Origin of the sequence: Protofrankia sp. BMG5.30 (assembly GCF_001983005.1) — a bacterium.
Classification (GTDB): Bacteria; Actinomycetota; Actinomycetes; order Frankiales; family Frankiaceae; genus Protofrankia; species Protofrankia coriariae.
In genome coordinates, this window is sequence record NZ_MOME01000003.1 from 1 (window position 1) to 16,851 (window position 16,851).

Annotated in this window: 17 protein-coding genes; 5 read left to right on the top strand and 12 right to left on the bottom strand. The window is 70.9% G+C overall.

From position 1 onward, the window contains the following. Positions 1–1,964 (bottom strand): FxSxx-COOH system tetratricopeptide repeat protein (fxsT, locus tag BL254_RS00395; RefSeq protein ID WP_139342103.1); only part of this gene is annotated, 1,964 nt, incomplete at its 3' end. Positions 1,965–2,407: 443 nt separating this feature from the next. Next, entirely contained in the window at positions 2,408–2,683 is a 276-nt protein-coding gene (locus BL254_RS00400; RefSeq protein ID WP_076842198.1) for an SCO4848 family membrane protein, read from the bottom strand. Between the two features lie 348 nt (positions 2,684–3,031). Between BL254_RS00400 and BL254_RS00405 the strand changes: the two genes are divergently transcribed. Further along, positions 3,032–3,505 carry a hypothetical protein gene (locus BL254_RS00405; RefSeq protein ID WP_047221121.1) on the top strand — a complete coding sequence of 158 codons (474 nt, stop codon included), beginning with the start codon at positions 3,032–3,034 and terminating at the stop codon, positions 3,503–3,505. Between the two features lie 398 nt (positions 3,506–3,903). Further along, positions 3,904–4,182, top strand: a complete 279-nt coding sequence (locus tag BL254_RS00415) for a hypothetical protein (protein WP_076842199.1) — start codon at positions 3,904–3,906, stop codon at positions 4,180–4,182. Positions 4,183–4,473: 291 nt separating this feature from the next. On the opposite strand, the gene BL254_RS00420 is transcribed toward BL254_RS00415, so the two are convergent. Together BL254_RS00420 and BL254_RS29175 are read right to left on the bottom strand one after the other, a co-directional pair. Next, positions 4,474–5,043 carry a hypothetical protein gene (locus BL254_RS00420; protein WP_047221123.1) on the bottom strand — a complete coding sequence of 190 codons (570 nt, stop codon included), beginning with the start codon at positions 5,041–5,043 and terminating at the stop codon, positions 4,474–4,476. Next, a complete protein-coding gene (locus BL254_RS29175; RefSeq protein ID WP_371389693.1) occupies positions 5,036–5,599 on the bottom strand; it encodes a type II toxin-antitoxin system HicA family toxin in 564 nt (187 codons plus the stop codon). The genes BL254_RS00420 and BL254_RS29175 overlap by 8 nt, the downstream gene beginning before the upstream one ends. On the opposite strand from BL254_RS29175, the gene BL254_RS00430 reads away from it, so the two are divergent. Next, the gene (locus BL254_RS00430) at positions 5,515–6,228 is read left to right on the top strand and encodes a hypothetical protein (RefSeq protein ID WP_076842200.1); all 714 of its coding nucleotides are present in this window, start codon (positions 5,515–5,517) and stop codon (positions 6,226–6,228) included. The two genes, BL254_RS29175 and BL254_RS00430, sit on opposite strands and share 85 nt — an antisense overlap. A gap of 30 nt (positions 6,229–6,258) precedes the next feature. Here BL254_RS00430 and BL254_RS00435 read toward each other — a convergent pair whose 3' ends face one another. From BL254_RS00435 to BL254_RS00455, 5 genes are all read right to left on the bottom strand, one after another. Next, entirely contained in the window at positions 6,259–8,142 is a 1,884-nt protein-coding gene (locus BL254_RS00435; protein WP_076842201.1) for an alkaline phosphatase family protein, read from the bottom strand. 125 nt (positions 8,143–8,267) lie between these two features. Beyond that, positions 8,268–8,531: a type II toxin-antitoxin system prevent-host-death family antitoxin gene (locus BL254_RS29180; protein ID WP_076842202.1), complete on the bottom strand. Its 264-nt coding sequence runs from the start codon at positions 8,529–8,531 to the stop codon at positions 8,268–8,270. A gap of 163 nt (positions 8,532–8,694) precedes the next feature. Beyond that, a complete protein-coding gene (locus BL254_RS00445) occupies positions 8,695–8,970 on the bottom strand; it encodes a WhiB family transcriptional regulator (RefSeq protein WP_200902287.1) in 276 nt (91 codons plus the stop codon). 254 nt (positions 8,971–9,224) lie between these two features. Beyond that, positions 9,225–9,494, bottom strand: a complete 270-nt coding sequence (locus BL254_RS00450) for a hypothetical protein (RefSeq protein ID WP_139342104.1) — start codon at positions 9,492–9,494, stop codon at positions 9,225–9,227. 231 nt (positions 9,495–9,725) lie between these two features. After that, positions 9,726–11,978, bottom strand: a complete 2,253-nt coding sequence (locus BL254_RS00455; RefSeq protein WP_076842204.1) for an ATP-dependent DNA helicase UvrD2 — start codon at positions 11,976–11,978, stop codon at positions 9,726–9,728. A 94-nt stretch (positions 11,979–12,072) separates the two neighbouring features. Between BL254_RS00455 and BL254_RS00460 the strand changes: the two genes are divergently transcribed. Beyond that, on the top strand, positions 12,073–12,312 hold the full coding sequence (locus BL254_RS00460; RefSeq protein ID WP_047221128.1) for a mycoredoxin: 240 nt from the start codon (positions 12,073–12,075) through the stop codon (positions 12,310–12,312). Positions 12,313–12,510: 198 nt separating this feature from the next. Beyond that, the gene (locus BL254_RS00465) at positions 12,511–13,515 is read left to right on the top strand and encodes a GAF and ANTAR domain-containing protein (protein WP_371389697.1); all 1,005 of its coding nucleotides are present in this window, start codon (positions 12,511–12,513) and stop codon (positions 13,513–13,515) included. A gap of 236 nt (positions 13,516–13,751) precedes the next feature. Here the strand turns inward: BL254_RS00465 and BL254_RS00470 are convergent, their stop codons facing one another. The 3 genes from BL254_RS00470 to BL254_RS00480 are packed head-to-tail and all read right to left on the bottom strand — an operon-like array spanning position 13,752 to position 16,752. Next, complete coding sequence (locus BL254_RS00470) at positions 13,752–15,188, bottom strand: pitrilysin family protein (protein ID WP_047221129.1); 1,437 nt, start codon at positions 15,186–15,188, stop codon at positions 13,752–13,754. Continuing rightward, positions 15,185–15,394: a hypothetical protein gene (locus BL254_RS00475; protein ID WP_047221130.1), complete on the bottom strand. Its 210-nt coding sequence runs from the start codon at positions 15,392–15,394 to the stop codon at positions 15,185–15,187. Before BL254_RS00475 ends, BL254_RS00470 begins: the two co-directional genes overlap by 4 nt. Next, on the bottom strand, positions 15,391–16,752 hold the full coding sequence (locus BL254_RS00480; RefSeq protein ID WP_254857654.1) for a pitrilysin family protein: 1,362 nt from the start codon (positions 16,750–16,752) through the stop codon (positions 15,391–15,393). Before BL254_RS00480 ends, BL254_RS00475 begins: the two co-directional genes overlap by 4 nt. Positions 16,753–16,851 lie beyond the last annotated feature (99 nt).

The window sequence follows — 16,851 nt, forward strand, 5'->3', positions numbered from 1 at the left end:
CGCAGCCGGTCGGTGAGGGTCTGCTCGAACAGGCCGATGGCGGGGTCGAGTTGTCCGATTTCGGCCAGGTAAGTCGCCGCTCTGTCGGCCAGCCATGATGTGGTGTCGGCTTCTGTCGTTGTGCCGGTCGCCACGGTGAGGGATCCGCGGTGGGGGTCGAGGACGGCCAGGACGTGCGGGAGGAGCTGGTGCCACCGCGGCCATCCGTCCGGGTTCCCCTGGATGTCCCCGGGCAGGGCGGCGGTGAGCATCTGACAGGCGGTGGTGTGGACGGTGGGTCGCTGCTCGGGTGGGGTGTGGTCGCGCAGGACGGCCTGCACGAGCCGGTGCAGTGTGATCGTGCTGGGGCCGGTCCCGCTACCGGGGTCGATGGTGGCGAGTCCCAGGCCACGGATCCGGCGGATCACATCCCCGAACGCGACAGGTGCCGCGGCGATCGCGGTGAGCGCGGCCAGCGGCCGCGGGTCGGCCGGGCCGTCCGCCTCGTCCGGTGGGAGCGGGTCGGCCAGGCCGGCCAGGCTGGGAAAGACATCGACCGGGATCGGTTCCGGGCCGAGGAATCCACACAGGTGGAGCAGGTCGACAACGGCGAGTTCGTCCGGGCCGATCGCGTCCAGCGCCAGGTTCCAGGCCGCGGCGACCAYCGTCGGGTAGCGGTCCGGAACCCCACGGCTGAGGATGTCGCGGACCTGGGTCCCTAACACGGTGAGGTAGTCGTCGACGCCCGTGCCGGTCGAGGCCAGCCAGGTTCCGGCCTGCTCCAGGGCAAGAGGAAGATCTCCGAGGGCGTGGGCGAGCCGGTCGGCGTCGGTGTCGCCCAGGCCAGGGATGTGGCTGCGCAGGAGGGTGATCGCGTCGGGGCGGGGCAGCACGTCCACCGCGACGGTTCCGGTCCGCCCCGCCCAGTCGGGGTGTCGGGAAGTGATCAGGAGGTGGCCGTCGGTGGCCTGTTCGGCCGCGCCGATCAGCCCGTGCAGGTCCGAGGGCGCGGTGGCGTTGTCGACCACGACCAGCCAGCGGGCGTGYGGCCGGCCGGTCCGCAACGCCTCCACGACCGCTCGTATCGAGCCTTCGCTGTCCCCGGCCGACCCGACACCGAGGCGGGCGGCGAGATCGGCCAGGGCCGTGGCGGCCAGCGCGGGCTGCTCCCCGTCGACCCACCACACCAGGTCGTAGGACGAGCGGAACCGCCAGGCGTATTCCACCGCGAGTTCGGTTTTCCCGACCCCGCCAAGGCCGTGCAACGCCTGCGCCCGCCCCGCCGCCGGCTCGGCCGGCGGGGTCCTGCCGGCCGGGAGGTGGGGGACGACCGCGGCCTGCCCGGAACGGGTCAGCCGCTCCCGGAGCTCCGCCAGCTCATCCTCCCGGCCGGTGAACCGCGGGTTACGCGGCAGATGCGCGGGCAGCCCCCAGACCGCCGGTGGCCGGCCCGGATACCGTGCCCCTCGCCCGGCCGTACCGTTCTCTCCCGCGCTCTCCCTGTCCCTGTCACCGTCACCGTCACCGTCCCGGGCCGGGAAGGGCAATGGGCCGGTGGGGCGGGCTCGCCCCTTCCACGCCGCCCGGACCCCGTCGAGCAGCCGGGTACGCGCCGTGGCCTCGCCCTCCGGCCCGGACAGGTCGGTCAGATCGATCCAGCCACGGGTCCCCACCAGCCCCAGCCGCTTCGGATCACACGGCGCGATCCGGACCGGGATCAGCCGCCGGTCGTCTCCGGCCGGGTCCGCCGCCCACATCGCCTGCCATTCCGCGCTGCCCCAGACCGAGTCCAGATAAGCCGGGCTGAGTACCGCGAGCAGACGACCACCTCGTGTCACACCCGCCTGTACCAGCGCCGGCCAGTCCGACCCCGGGACGAAATCCCACGCCTGCACCAGCACCCGGTGCCCGTCGGATTCCAGCGCCTCGGCGATCCACTCCGCCCACGGCTGATCCGTCCGCGCGACAACACGAAGAAATCCCACACCGTGGCGGTACTGTCACGGCCCCCGTCGCCCACCGCGCGAGTATCCCACCGGACATCCGGCATGCGGCATTCTGTCACCGCTCGGACAAACCACCCCGGCCCGCCCCGGTGGGGATGGAGCCCGCCCGAACCGGCCAAGAACGAGTACGGGTCCGACACCACCAGCGGACGCCGATCAGTCCCTGTCGGCCACGKGACTCGGCGGAACCCTCAGCCGAGCAGGCCCTCCAGCATCGCGGCAGGCCRCCAGCCGATCATGCGGCTCGCCGAACATTCTGATCCAGTGTCCCGCGATTCCGGATGACTAAAGTCACGCTGAGCCATCTTCACTGGTCACAGGCATGATCATGACCTCGACCGCGTAAACGGGACAGCATCACGAGACACTGGAAGAGTCTCGGACGACGCGAGCGTTTCAGGACAGCGGCCGTCTTCGGTGTGTCAACGACCCGAATTGATCAGCTGTTTGGACGGGGCGGCGTCACCGTTGCCGCRCTGGCGGGCCGCGCGAACGCCGCGGATGCCGAGCCAGCCGACCACCGAGCCGATCGCGAGGGAGACGACGGTCAGGACCAGGTGGACGGTGAAGAAGCCGGTCGGGCCGTCGTCCCAGGAACGATCATCCTTCCATATGTTCCGAAGGAAGTTCGGCCAGATCGCCCACGTCCACACACCCACCGCGATCAGGAACCAGGATGCCCGCTTCGAGAGAGTCACCCCACCAGCCTGGCATCCGCGGAGAGCTGTGGTCTCTCCGCGAGGGCACGAGTTCGGACACGCTGATCGTCATAGGCTTTGACAACAGACATAACCCCGGCGGCTTGCCACCTGAACGGTAGAGGCCATCCGGGGTCTCCGTCAGCCAGTTCAGAAGGCAGCGCACCGATGCCCGGCCCTCCGCCCCTGTCCCGCACCGCTTGGCTCCGCCGCAGGTTGAGTTCCGGGCGGCTCAGCCCCTACGAGCGTTGGCCGGCACTCCCCCGCCGGTCAGCGGCCGAGGGGCCGAGGGCGCTGCGGTCCGCCTCGGCGCAGCCAGATCTGAAGTAGTTCAGATATGATCGAGCCATGGTCGCCTCCAGCGCGCGAGTCTCCTTTCCGTACAGCGACCTCCTTCGCGAGCCCAAGCGCGTCCTCGCCTTCATCGATCAAGGAGAGGTCGTCGAACTCGCCCGGCGCGACGGCCCGAACCTGCGCATCGAACTGGCGGACAGAGCCGCCGACGTCGAAGAGGCCCTGGCAATCACCGCCCGTATCCTGCGCGCCACACTGCATGAACCCGCCGCCAGGGAGGTGCTCGAAGGCATCCTCACCGAGGTCTTCCCCTGGATCGACCTGCTTCCCGACGACGAGCAGACCGAATGCGTCACCACCCTGCTGCGCAGACTCCAGGCCAGCGCGGAAGCGGGAGTACTCGGGCCTTTTACTCAACTTGTCCACGAGTGGCGCCAGACCGCCGCGATCCACGCCGACCCCCATCTGGTGGCCGAACTGTCCAGGCCGCTCCCGGGGGATGGCCCGGAGTTGATGCCACCACTATGACCCGCCGCGGAGACCGTGTCCCTCGTCCCGCCGATCCCGACAAGTGGGACCTGTACGCCGCCGACAACAACGCGGGCCGCGGGTGGGATGGGCTGTGTCGCAGTCATCCGGCCGCTGCTCGTGCCGCCTTCGATGCCATCCAACGCGATCCTCATCATCACAGCCAACGACAACATCCGCTCAAAGGCTCACTTGGCACCCGCGTGATCGGAGGCCGGCCGCTGCCACAGTGGCAGTATGAGGCCACCGGCGGTGGCCGGATCTGGTATTGCATCGACGACGAGCGGCGCCGTGTGTGGATTACCTATGCTGGAGCCGCGCATCCCAAGGCCACCGAGTAGATCAACAGATCTAATACGCACCCTCGGCCATAGGTGCTCCATAGTTATGATGTTGTTATGGCGGAGATGCCACCCCCCGGTGACCAGCCTGCCGCGRCTGCCCGGGAGGCCGCCGCGTCCGGCCAGGTCATCTACCTGACGGATCGAGGCCGACGGTTGGCCGCGATCGTGCCGGCGGGCCTTGCCGAACTGCTCGAACACGGCAAGGCACTACTCGAACGCGGCGAGGCAGCCCRCAGCCGACGTGTACTCGGTGCTCGCGGCGCCGGCCACAGCGGTCGGCAGGACATCTCCGAACGCATGGAGGAGATCCTCGCCAGCGAGGTGACGTCATAGCCCCTTGTTGTCGACGCAGGTCCGCTCTATGTCTATGTCGCCGTCTATGTCGCCGCCGATGACCGACATCATGAAACCCGTGCGGATCTTCTGGAGCGCCGCTCAAGTAGCGCGGATCCCATCCACGAATCACCCACGCAGGCCATGATCTAGGTTATTTTGTCGCTGTGTACACTTTTGCGGCCAAAAAGCGTACACAACGACAAAATAGCGCCGATCTTCTCCGGTAGCCGGCGCCCATCGAAGCGGGCTGCCGTTCGGGGGAATACGTATGGTTACCTGATCGGCGTTCTAGGCGCTGAGCCTCAGCCAAGGTCCAGTGAAAGTCGTCACGAGCTCGCCGAATGTCGTCTCCGGCCGGTAGACGACGCCGACCGGCTCCTCACCGCGGCGGTTCCCAGCGCCGAACCGCAGTGTCCACAACATCGACTCGGCCGCTGGCAACGCCACCGCGACCGGGTCGGCCGCTTCGTCCAGTTGAGCCGTCAGCCAGGAGACCGGATCCGTCGGCAGGGCACAGACATAGACGATCTCACCCGCGGAGTTCGGCTCCGCCGTACGCAGTTGCTCCGCCTGGCTCTCGACGCCGAGCGCGGCCCCCACCCGCTCCGCGACCATCTGTCGTTCCCAGCCGAACCTGTCCTGAGCGGTCCGGACGACGACTCCCCGCAGCTCCTGCTCAAGATGGATCAGAGTGTCGAAGTCGGAGTCCCCGTCGAAGTACCAGGTAAGCGCCTCGGGCAGAGCCTTGCGCAGTTCCGCCTCGGTCGGCTCCGCGACCGCCAGGCCAGGGCACTGCGGGGACCACGCCGACCAGGACTCCCCATCCCGCCGGACGATCGCTGCGATCGTCCTAGTCATTGGAGATCACCTCCAGCGCCTCCTCCACCGTAAGGCCAACCTGCTTGACCAGTATCTGACGAACGAGCCCTGGGCCGACAGTAGTCCGATCATGAAAGGCCAGTCGGAGCCGCGGACGTCCCTCCGCCTCCAGCCACCGGTGGGATGAACCGTCCTGCCTCGTCACCTGATATCCCAGACGCCCGAGCACACGCAGAAGCTGACGAGCCTTCAGCGACGGAAACTCCCCGCTCACGACAGCCACGTCCACGGGCAGCCGTGGTCTCTCAGTAAGGGGCGCAAGTTCGGACACGCTGACCGCCATAGGGTGTGACCGACAGATATCACTATCCACAGCCACCTGCGAGCGTGTGCCGCGCTGTTCACCAGAACAGACAGAACACCAGAACAGACAGAACCCCGGTGGCGTGCCGCCTGTGCGGTAGAGGTCATCCGGGGTCTCTGCTAGGAGCATAGAAGATCGGTACGTCGATGTCCAATCCCTTGTCCCCGTCCCAGGCCTCCCGGCTTCGCCGCGGGCTGAGCCCCGAACGTCTCGGCCCATACGAGCGGGCATGCGGCGATGACATCGTCAGCGCAATCGCCCTCTACGAGTGGAACGGCGCCGTCAGCGCCGGCTTCCACGAGGACCTGGGAGTGCTCGAGGTCGTGCTGCGCAACGCGCTTCACGACCAGCTCATGGCATGGCACCTGCACCGGCACGGTGCCAGCGAGTGGTGGGACGATCCGGCCGGGATCCTCGAAGCTCGGGGACATCAGGACGTCGTGGACGCCGGGTTCAGGATCCGACGTGACGGCAGGATCATCACCCCTGGTCGGGTCGTCGCCGAGCTGACCTTCGGCTTCTGGCGCTACCTCCTGTCCCGGCGTTACGAGACCTCCCTCTGGACACCCACGCTCCGCCATGCCTTCCCGGGCCTTCGTCCTGCCCGACGCGCGACCGTCTACGACCCGGTCAACAGACTTGTCCGGCTCCGCAACCRCATCGCGCACCACGAACCGATCCACAACCGGCCGCTGGAACGGATGCACGCCGACCTGCTGCGCGTGGCCGGCTACCTGGATTCCGACGTCCGGGCATGGATTCAGGAGCGCAGCCGCGTACCCCGCCTCCTGCTCAGCCGGCCGGTCACGGGAGTACCCGTGCCACGGGAGCCGCCCGAGTCATCCGCCCGGCCTCGCTGACCAGCGCGTGTGAGCGCGAACCCGTTCGGGTCAGGTGTCCGTGGCGGCGGAGGGGGTGAGGTAGAGGAAGCCGTAGGCCTCGTCGCGGAAGGGAATGCCGGCGGCGCGCAGGGCGGCGTCCCAGTCGCCGGTGCGGGACGGGTCGGCGCCCTCGCTGCCGTGGTCCGCGGTCAGCAGGATGACGGTGTCGTCGGCGAGGCCACGGGCTTCCAACAGGTCGAGGAAGACGCCGAGGCGCCGGTCGGCGTCGGCCATCGACGCCCGGGCCTGCGGCGAATAGGGCCCGCCGCCGTGATGCCCGGTGTCGGTCACCGTGGTGTTCCACCAGGTGAACGCGGGTGGCTCGGCGGCCTGTTCGCCCCACAGCTGGCGGATCTGCGCCAGGCCGAGCGCGTCCACCTGCGTCGACCAGGCGTAGTCGGGGTTGGCTGCGACCCACTCCTGGGTCGCGTGCGGGTCGTCCGCGGCGGACGGCAGGTGCTCGCCCAGCCCGCCGGCGCCGGCAGTGCTGTTCATCGCCCGGACCAGCCCGAACGTCGAATACGTCGCGCCCCGGTCGATCGGCTCGTTGACGCAGGCCGTCGACACCCCGGGCCGGGCCGCGGCGATCGCCTCGAACACGGTGCGCACCCCCGGCCGCAGCTGCTCGCAGGCCCGATGCCAGGTGGACGCGTCGTTGGCGACGATCCGCCGCCCGGTCTCCCGGTCGAAGTAGGCGTTGTTGAGGATGCCGTGCCGCCCCGGGCCGACGCCGGTGAGCGCGCTGGTGTGGTTCGCCAGGGTCACGCTGGGGAACTCCGCGACCGCGCCGCCGGTGAGGGCGATGCCGCGGGCCAGCAGGCGGGCGACCGCCGGCAGCTCGCCGGCGCCGGCCATGGCCAGCAGGTCGTTGCAGTTCACGCCGTCCCAGAGCAGGCCGACGACATGCCGGGCGCCGGGCACGCACAGTTCCGTCAGGGCCCGGCCGTCGATGCCGAGGTCAGCCGAACCGGGCCGGCCAGCCGAACCGTTCCGGCCAGCCGGCCCGCCCGAGCCGGCCAGATCGTTCGCGCCGGCCAGATCGTTCGCGCCGGCCAGGCGGGCCAGATCGTTCAAGCCGGTCAGATCGTTCAAGCTGGCGGGGCGGGCCGGGTCTGTCATGGACGCCCCGGCCAGGTAGGCCAGGGTCGGCGCGACGTCGACGACGCGGGCATGCCGGTCGAGCGGCCCTCGTCCGTGGACGCCGGCGCCGGACAGCAGCAGCGGCGCCCGGGACTGGCCGGCGTCCAGCGAACCGTGCTCGCCGAGATGCCCGCCGCGTTCCGGCCAGTGATGTGCCGCGCTGTGCACGACGACGACGTCCGGCGAGCGGGCCGGATCGGCGAAGACGGACGCGAGCCGCACCCCGGCGAGCGGGTAGGAGTTGCGGGCGTTCGGCGGCGAGGGGTCCCTGAGCGCCTGCTCCAACGGAACGCCGTGCATCGGGTCCCGCACGGCCACCGGGTCGCGCCCGCGCAGCACCTCCCAGGGGCCGTCGAGGCCGATGGTCAGCGACAGCCGCGAAGCGCCGTCCGCGTTCGCGACGTGGAGCCATCCGTCGTCGACCCAGGCGACGAGGTCCACGATCCCGGCGAGCTCCGGCGCGGTGAGGACCGCGACCGCCGCGGCCACCTCACCACCGCCGGCCCGGCGAAAGGGCACGCCACCGGGACGCCCGGCTGCCTGCCCGGCAGGCGCGTCGCCAGAAAGGTCGACAGCCGCGGTATCGGGACGGTCGACAGCCGCGTCGCCGGGACGGCGTGGGCGGACACCGTCATACCGGGTGTGGCCGTCGTCGACGGACTGACCCTCCGGTGRCTCGACGGCGGTGTCCGCGGCGCCGGGAACCCCCGGCGCGCCGATCTGGGCCGGCTGGACGGGCTTGCTGCTGGGCACGACCGAACCCTACCGGCCCCATCCGCCCCAGCCGGGAACACACGTCAACATCCTGCGATCACGTAAGGAAATGAGTCTCCTCAGCGAGGAGTCCGATGACAGCCGAAGCCTTCACGTAGTAAAGGTCACCACATTTCCTCGTCGCGCAGCACCGCCAGCGCCTTGCTGAGCCGATCGCCGCCGYCACCTGGCCGCGTCCTCGGCCGGTATCCGGGCCGTACCGCCAACCGGGCTTTGCCGGACTCGACCAGCCGCGCCATGACCGGAGTCGGCGTCCGGCCCGCAACGGGCACGATTCGGGCAGTCGGCCGGCCGTCCTCGGTCACGTCGACGATCTTACCGCTCCGGACCCGGGCAAGTACCTCGCGGGTCTTTGGCGAAGTTTCCACAGACCCGCCAGAATATTACCAGTAGTCACTATATGCCGTGCATATCACAAATGCGCGGCTGTTTCTTCGGCGACGCCGCTACCAGCGAGGGGTTCCGCCGGATGAGTGGAGCCGGTCCGGCGGAACCCCTCGGGACGTTCATCATGGGATTGCGGGGTGGCCGTCAGGCGGCGACGTTCTTGCGGGGGCGGCCGCGGGGACGCTTGCGCGGGACGACGGTGCCCGTGGCAACGAGTTCGCCACCCCACACGCCCCAGGGCTCGCACCGGTCGAGAGCGGCGGCCAGGCAGGCGTGCCGCAGCGGACAGTCGACGCAGACCGCCTTCGCGGATTCGATGTCCTCGGGGGACTCCGCGAAGAACAGGTCCGGGTCGACGTCCCAGCAGGGCAGCGCCAACTGGTCCCGCTCGATCCGGGCGACGATCGAGGGGTCGAACACCGGTGTCACCTCCGGCACTGAAGGAGAAGGAAAGGAATCGATCAGGAAATCGGTCGAGGATGGTTCGACCGGGACAGCCGATTCGGTCAATGTCGCTCCGGGCGTTCGGTTGGTTCGGTGATTCGGCTGGTTCGGTGATTCGGCTGGTTCGGCCGGTTGGTCGGTCCGGCCGTCCGGCGAATCGGGTCGAAAAACAATCAGGGCCGCGGTTCCCGTCGGGGATCCGCGGCCCTGGTCGGCGCTCGGGTGGCCGGTCAGGCCAGGAGCAGACCTCGGGACGGACCCGGGACATACAGCGCCTTGCGCATCGTCGGTGCCTGGGCGCGGGCGTCCGTGGCCAGGGAGTGATGCGCGGCGGCTGCGCGAATCCGACGCGGATCGTCGGCGAACCCACGGGCGGCCTCGGAAGCGRCGGACGCGGGGGCGCTCCCGAGGGGGACGGCCGCGACCGGACGGAGCACACCACGCAGGCCGGGCGGGTATACCCGCCACACGAACGCGGCGACGATCCCCAGCATCCTCATGGGGACCACCTCCTTCGCGTTCGGGCCGGGCCTGACGTGCAGGTCGGGCGCAGGTCAGGCACGCTCAGCGCACATCAGCACCGTAGAAGTCGGCCGCGGCGATCGCAACCTATTTTTTCGCGCTTCCAAGCCAGTACTCTTTGTAACCGATACAGTCAGTATCGTAGCTGAAAGTATCATGGTCAACGCGGTTCCGGGGAGCCGGGGATCCTGACGGCGGACGACGAGACGTCAACCGGATGGTTCCCGCCCGTCCACCAGGGCAAGCACGTCCTCGCCGTAGCGGTCGAGCTTGGTCTGGCCGATCCCTGGGATGCCCACCAGTTCGGCGACGGACGTGGGCCGGTGCTCGGCGATCGCCATCAGCGTCGCGTCGGTGAACACCACGAAGGCCGGCGCGCTCTGCTCCCTGGCCCGGGCGGAGCGCCAGGCCCGCAGCCGTTCGAAGAGCGCCTGATCGATGTTGGCCGGGCAGCCGTCGCACCTGCCCGCCCGGGCCGCCTGGCCCACCAGCGGACGCTCGCACACCCGGCAGCGCACCGCGGCGCGGCCGCGGGAACGCTGGGCGCCGACGCCRTCCACACCCGGGTGCGCCGGCCCACCCGCCGGCCTGCCCGCCGACGACGCCGAACGGGGCGCCAGACCGTCGAGGAAACGCGACGGCCGGCGGGACCTGCGGCCGCCCTCGTGGCGGGCGAGCGCCCACGACAGTGCCAGCCGCTCCCGCGCCCGGGTGACGCCGACGTAGAGCAGGCGCCGCTCCTCCTCGACCTGTGCCGGGGTCTGCGCGTGGATGATCGGCAGCGTCCCCTCGGCCAGGCCGACCAGGAAGACCGCGTCCCACTCCAGGCCCTTGGCCGCGTGCAGGGAGACGAGCATGACCCCCTCGACGGTGGGGATGTGCTGGTGGACGGCCCGGTCGGCGAGATCGGCGACGAAGTGGTCGAGGGTGGCGCCGGGGTCGGCGGCCACCAGGGCCTCGGCGAGGCGCACGAGGGCGGCCAGGTTCTCCCAGCGCTCCCGCTGCGCACCCGAACCGTTCGGCGGGTCACCGCCACGCCAGCCCAGCGCGGCGAAGACCTCCGTGACCTCGGCCACCAGCCCCACCGGCCGGTCGGTGTCCGCCGACCGCGCGGCCGCCCGCAACAGCTGGACGGCCTCGGCGACCTCCGGCCGCTCGAAGAACCGCTCGCCACCACGGACCAGGTACGGGATGCCGGCGGCGGCGATCGCGGTCTCGTACGCCTCGGACTGGGCGTTGACCCGGTACAGCACGGCGATCTCGCTGGCGGGCACGCCGCTGCCCAGCAGCGCGTGGATGCGGCGGGCGGTCGCGGCCGCCTCCTCGGGCTCGCTGTCGAACTCGGTGAACGTCGGGGCCGGGCCGTCCGGGCGTTGCGCGACCAGCCGCGGCGGCTCGTGCCGGGACACCGCGAGCGCAGCCCCCACCACACCATGCGTCCCCTGCGCTCCCGGCTCCGAGGAGCCTCCCGGCGTACCCCGCGCGCCGGCGGTGCCGACCCGCGCGACCAGTCGGTTGGCCAGCCCGACCACCTGCGGAGTGGAGCGGTAGTCCCGCACGAGACGGACCACGTGGGCCTCGGGGAAACGCCGGGGGAAGTCCAACAGGTAGCGGGGGGACGCCCCGGTGAACGAGTAGATGGTCTGGTTGGCGTCACCGACCACGCAGATGCTGTCCCGCTCGCCGAGCCAGGCGTCGAGCAGGCGCTGCTGCAACGGGTTGACGTCCTGGTACTCGTCCACCACGAAGTGGCGGTAGCGGGAGCGCAGCTCCTCGGCGACCCAGCCGTGCTCCTCGATCACGGCGGCGGTCAGCAGCAGCAGGTCGTCGAAGTCGAGCACGCCCGCCTCCCGCTTGGCCTGCTCGTAGGCGGTGTACAGCCGGGCGATCACCTCGGGCGGGTGCGTCGTCTCGCGCCCCGCCGCGGCGGCGGCCGCCGGGTACTGCTCGGGGGTGAGCAGGGTGGCCTTGGCCCACTCGATCTCGGCGGTGAGGTCCCGAAGTTCGGTCCGGCTCGGTGCCAGCCGGGCCCGGCTCGCAGCCCGGCCCACCAGCGCGATCTTGCTCTCGACGAGCCGGGGCAGCGCGGCCCCGGCGATCCTGGGCCAGAAGTAGCCGAGCTGCCGCAGCGCGGCCGCGTGGAAGGTGCGCGCCTGGACGCCGTCCGCGCCGAGCGTCCGCAGCCGGCCGCGCAGTTCCCCGGCAGCACGTGTGGTAAAGGTCACAGCAAGCACCTGGCCGGACGGGACGACGCCCGACTCCACCAGATGGCCGATCCRATGCGTGATCGCCCGCGTCTTGCCCGTGCCCGCACCGGCCAGCACGCAGACCGGGCCGACCGGGGCGAGCACCACCTGACGTTGCTCCGGATCGAGCGTCTCGACCAGCCACTGCCCGGACGCGCCCGCACCGCCCTGAAACGGCGCGTCCGGCACCGGGTCGTCGACGGTCGCACGCACCATGGGGGAACGGTAGCCGCCGCCACCGACGGGAAGCGACCGGGCCGCGCCGCGGTTATGAAGATTTGTTCTGTCACAGCCACCGAAGGGACCGTTCGTGCCGACGATCTACACCACGTCGTGGTGCGGTTACTGCACCCGCCTCAAGCGTCAGCTCGACCAGGCGGGCATTCCGTACGAAACGATCGACATCGAGCAGAACCCGGAGGCCGAGCAGATCGTCCGGGCCGTCAACAACGGCAACGCAACCGTACCCACCGTCGTCTTCGAGGATGGCACCGCGCTGACGAACCCAAGCCTGCGCCAGGTCACCGAGAAGACCTCTTCTGCCGCATAACGGATACTCAGAGCGACAGAGAGCAGTAACAGAGCAGCGGTTGCATGCCGACTTGAGCCCGTGAAGCTTGATCGAGGGACGGTCTCCGTCACTGCCCGTGAAGTTTGTGGGAGAGTTCGGGCTGTGTCGTCAGTACCTTCAGCACGTACGTGGAGCGCAGTCGATGYCGCACTGCAGGCCGCGGGCGCCATCCATGGGATGGAAGCGACAGGTTTCGTGGTCCTGTCGGGCTCGACCGCGACCTATCAGCGGACGGCGGGGACCCTGCCCGGCCTCGACGCGGGTCTGACGCTGCCCCGGAGCGAAACCGTCAGCACAAGGGTGCTCGACGGCGCGCCCGTCACCCTGGCGGGCGCCGGCAACGACCCCGTGTTCGCGGGGACGGACGAACCGTCGCGCCTGGGAGTCCGCAGCTACGTCGCCATGCCGGTGGTGGGCGGCGACGGGCGGTTACACGGTCTGCTCGTCGGGCTCGACCGGCAGCGCGTCACCGTCCCCACCTCCGCGGTCACGCTGCTGCGAGGCATCGCTGACGCCCTGGGTGTCGTCATCGGCACGGCCGAACGCGACGAGACGGCCGAACGCGACGAGACCGAACGCCGTGAGCCGCCGTCGACTCCAACGCCGGCTGCGCCGTCAGGCGGTGCCCCGGCCCGGCCCGCGCGTCCGGGGGCGGCCACGGGCGGGACGGCCGTCCGGGGCCCCACGGCCGCGGCCGCGCCCACCGGGCCGTCGCCCATCAGCCGTCCCGAGCTGCGCCTGCGCAGGGCCACGGTCGGATGGATCGTGGAAGGCCCGGCGGGCGAGGTCCGGCCGGTCGGCGACCTGCTCTCCGCGATGGTGCTCGCCGACCTGCTCGCCGAGGACCTTGCCCCGCCCGGCCGGCCCCGGCGTCCCGATCACGAGCTCACCGAGATCGAGCAGTTGCGGCTGTCGGTGGTGCAGCTGGAGCACGCGCTCGCCTCCCGGGTCATCGTCGAGCAGGCGATAGGCGTACTGGCCGAACGCCACCGGCTGCGGCCCAGGGATGCGTTCGAGCGGCTGCGGCGGACCGCCCGCGGCATGGGACGGCGCGTGCACGACCTCGCCCGGCAGGTGGTCGAGTCGGTCTCCGACCCGCGCACGGTTCTGCCCGGAGAGCTGGCTGGCCGCGGTGGCGCTCCCCGGCCGGCGCCGCCACGGGCCAACCCGTCCCGCCGCTGATCCCACCGGTCGCGGGCCGGTCGCGGCGGCCGGCCGGCCGGGGGCCGTCATCAGCCGCTGTCGTGAACGGCTCCCCGGAACGCCACGGACCCGGTTCCGGGGCCAGCCGGGCCAGGCTGGACGGGGCCCCGCCAGGTCAGCGGCGCCACCCGGCCCGGCCATGAGCCGACCGGGTGACCCCCATCAGCCCGGTTCGGACCGGGACCGACGGGGATCCCCGGTTCAGACCGGCCGTTTCAGGTGGCGGCAGCCTCGCTGGCGGCCCCGCTGGCGGCCCCCGTGGCGGCATCGGGGGCGCCGATGACCTCGGGGGCGATCTCGGCGATGGCTCCCACCTCAGCGGCGATCTTCTCCGCGTCCCCGACCAGGACGGTGACCAGCCGTCTCGGCGCGAGCACCTGCGCCGAGATCTCCAGCACGTCCTGTGGTGTCACCTTCGCCAGCGCCGCGGGATGGTCGTGCAGGTACTCGACGCCGATCCCCGCGCCGGCCAACGCCGACAGGGTGGAGGCGAGCCCGACACCGGTCGCCGTGGACAGCGCCAGCGTCCCGACCGAGTACTGGCGGGCCGCGTCGAGCTCCTCGTCCGACACCGGCAGCAGTGCCATCCGGCCGAGCTCATAGAAGATCTCGAGCAGTGCGGGGCCGGTCACGTCGGTCGCCACGTCCGCGGTCACCGTGAACCGGGAGCCCGCGACCGGGTAGTCGAGCGAACTGCGCGGCGAATAGGTGTAGCCCTTGTCCTCCCGGATGTTCGACACCAGCCGCGAGCTGAAGTAGCCGCCGAAGACGGTGCTGGCCAGCCGCTGCGCGGCATAGGCGGGATGGTGGCGGTCCACCGCCGGGCCGCCGATGCGGATGTTCGTCTGCACCGCGCCGGGCCGGTCGATGATCACGACAGGGCCGGTGCGCAGGGCCGGCAGCGGCGGTACCGCGTCGGCGGCCGTCCCCCGCCAGTCGCCGAGCACCGCCTCCACCCGCTCGAGCGCGGCCTGCGGCTCCACGTCGCCGACGAGCGTCAGCACCGCGCCCACCGGTGACACGCGCGCGGCGTGCAGCGTCCGCACGTCGGCCTCGGTCACCTGGGACACCACGTCCGGTGCCGGTGTCTCACTGCCGTAGGGATGATCGCCGTACAGCCGGCGCAGCAGGCCCTCCCGGGCGATCAACGCTGGCTGGCTGTGGGCGATCGTGGCTTCCTCGACCAGTCGGTCGCGTTCGCCGGTGAACTCGCCGCTGGGGTACGTCGCGCCGGTCAGCACCTCCGCGATCAGGTCCAGCAGCGGGACGAGGTTGGTCGCGAGCGCGGAACCCACGATCGCGAGCCGGTCGGCGTCCACCCAGGTCGACAGCGCGCCGCCGAGGGACTGCACGACGGTGGCGAGCTCCACCCGGTCGCGCAGCTGCGTTCCGGTGAACAGGGTCTCGGCGAGCAGTTCACCGCGTGCCTGATGGGCCGCGCCCAGGCCGGTGAACGGGATGCGCAGCCGCACCTCCACCAGGGGCACGGTCGTCCGCCGGACCACCAGCACCCGCAGGCCACCGGGCAGGATCCGCTCGGCCACTGTGGGGAGCTCGGCCGCCACGGTGGCGGCCACCGGCGGGATGACGGACGGCGACGTCCCGGCCGCCGGGGTGCCGCCGGATGCTTTCCCAATGGTTGCGGCGCTCACCGCGACCTCCTGTTCTGCGATGACAGCCTGCCCGGCAGGTGCACGGTGCCCGCGGGAGCGGCGGTAGCCGTGGGTGCGGCGGTGCCCGCGGCGGTGACGGTGCCCGCGACGGTGACGGTACCCGCCCGGCCGACGGCATCCGCGGAGAGCACAGCACCCGCGGGAGCCGCCGCGCCAGCGGAGATCATGATGCCCGTGGGGGTCATGAGGCGGCACCGGCGCGCAGTTCCAGGACCGCCCGGCCCTGGGCGCGCAGGCCGGCGGCGGCCGCCTGCACGCTTTCCGCGGTCACCGCCCCCACCAGCGCGGGCAGTTCGTTGATCAGTTCGGGCCGGCCGCGGTGCAGCTCGAAGGTGGCCAGGGCCAGCGCGCGCCCGAGCGCGTCGTCGGCTTCGCGCAGCAGGCCGGAGGCGATCCGGGCCTGTATCCGGGTGAGCTCACCGGGCTGAAGACCGTCGGTGACGACGCGGTCGAGCTCCTCGTCCACCGCGGCGAGGACCGCCTCGGGCGTCGACTCAGCGGGATGCCGGGCCTCCAGGGTGAGCAGCAGCGGATCCCGCTGGTCGAACGGGTCCCCGAACGTGCCGAGATAGGTGCTCACACCGATCACCAACCGGTCCTTCTGGACGAGCCTGCGCTCCAGCCGGCTGGCGTCACCGGCGGACAGGACGTGGGTGAGCACGTCGTATGCCAGGAAGGTCTGTAGATCGGCCAAGGGATCGGGGACGCGGTAGCCGACGGCGAGCGCCGGGCGGGGCGCGAGCGGGTCGGTGAGGACCGACCGCCGCTCCTCGGTGCGCACCGGCTCGGCGAAACTCGGGCGGACGGGCACCGGCCGGGCCGGGATGTCGTCGAAGTAGCGGTGGACCAGCCGCAGGGCGGCGTCGACATCGAAGTCACCGACCACCGTCAGGACGGCATTGCCCGGCGCGTAGTACTTGTCGAAGAAGTCCTCGGCGTCGTCGAGGCTCGCCGCCTCAAGCTCGTGGAAGTCGCCGTAGCCGTTGTGGGCGTTGGGGAACGTGTCGAAGGCAACCGGCGGGAGCGTGATCCAGGGAAACCCGCCGTAGGGCCGGTTCAGCACGTTCACCCGAATCTCCTCCTGGACCACCGCGATCTGGTTGTCCAGGTTCTCCCGGGTGATCCGGGGCGCGCGCATCCGGTCGGCCTCGAGGAACAGCGCGCGTTCCAGCCCGCCGGAGGGCAGCAGCTCGTAGTAGTCGGTGTGGTCCGGATGCGTGGATCCGTTGAATATGCCCCCGGCGGCCTGCACGTACTTCGCGTGTTCGGCCTTTCCGACATTTTCACTGCCCTGAAACATAAGATGTTCAAACAGGTGCGCGAAGCCGGTCCGTCCCTCCGGCTCGGAGCGGAATCCCACGTCATAGTGGACAGCCACGGCGACGACGGGCGCCGTGCGATCCGGAGCCAGCACGACGCGCAACCCGTTCGCCAGGGAGGTCTTCTCCACCGGGTAGGAGGGCGCCGGCAACAGGACGGCGGTCRTATTCGTCTCGGTACGAGGGGGCACGGTTGGCAACGCTACTGCGGCCGGGCCTGTCATGGTCCGGGTACTCGATGATCCGCGCCACAGGATCGCCGGTTACGGTGCCCGCGGCCACGGCGATCCCGGATTGATCCCGCCTTTCCGGCGAATCCGACC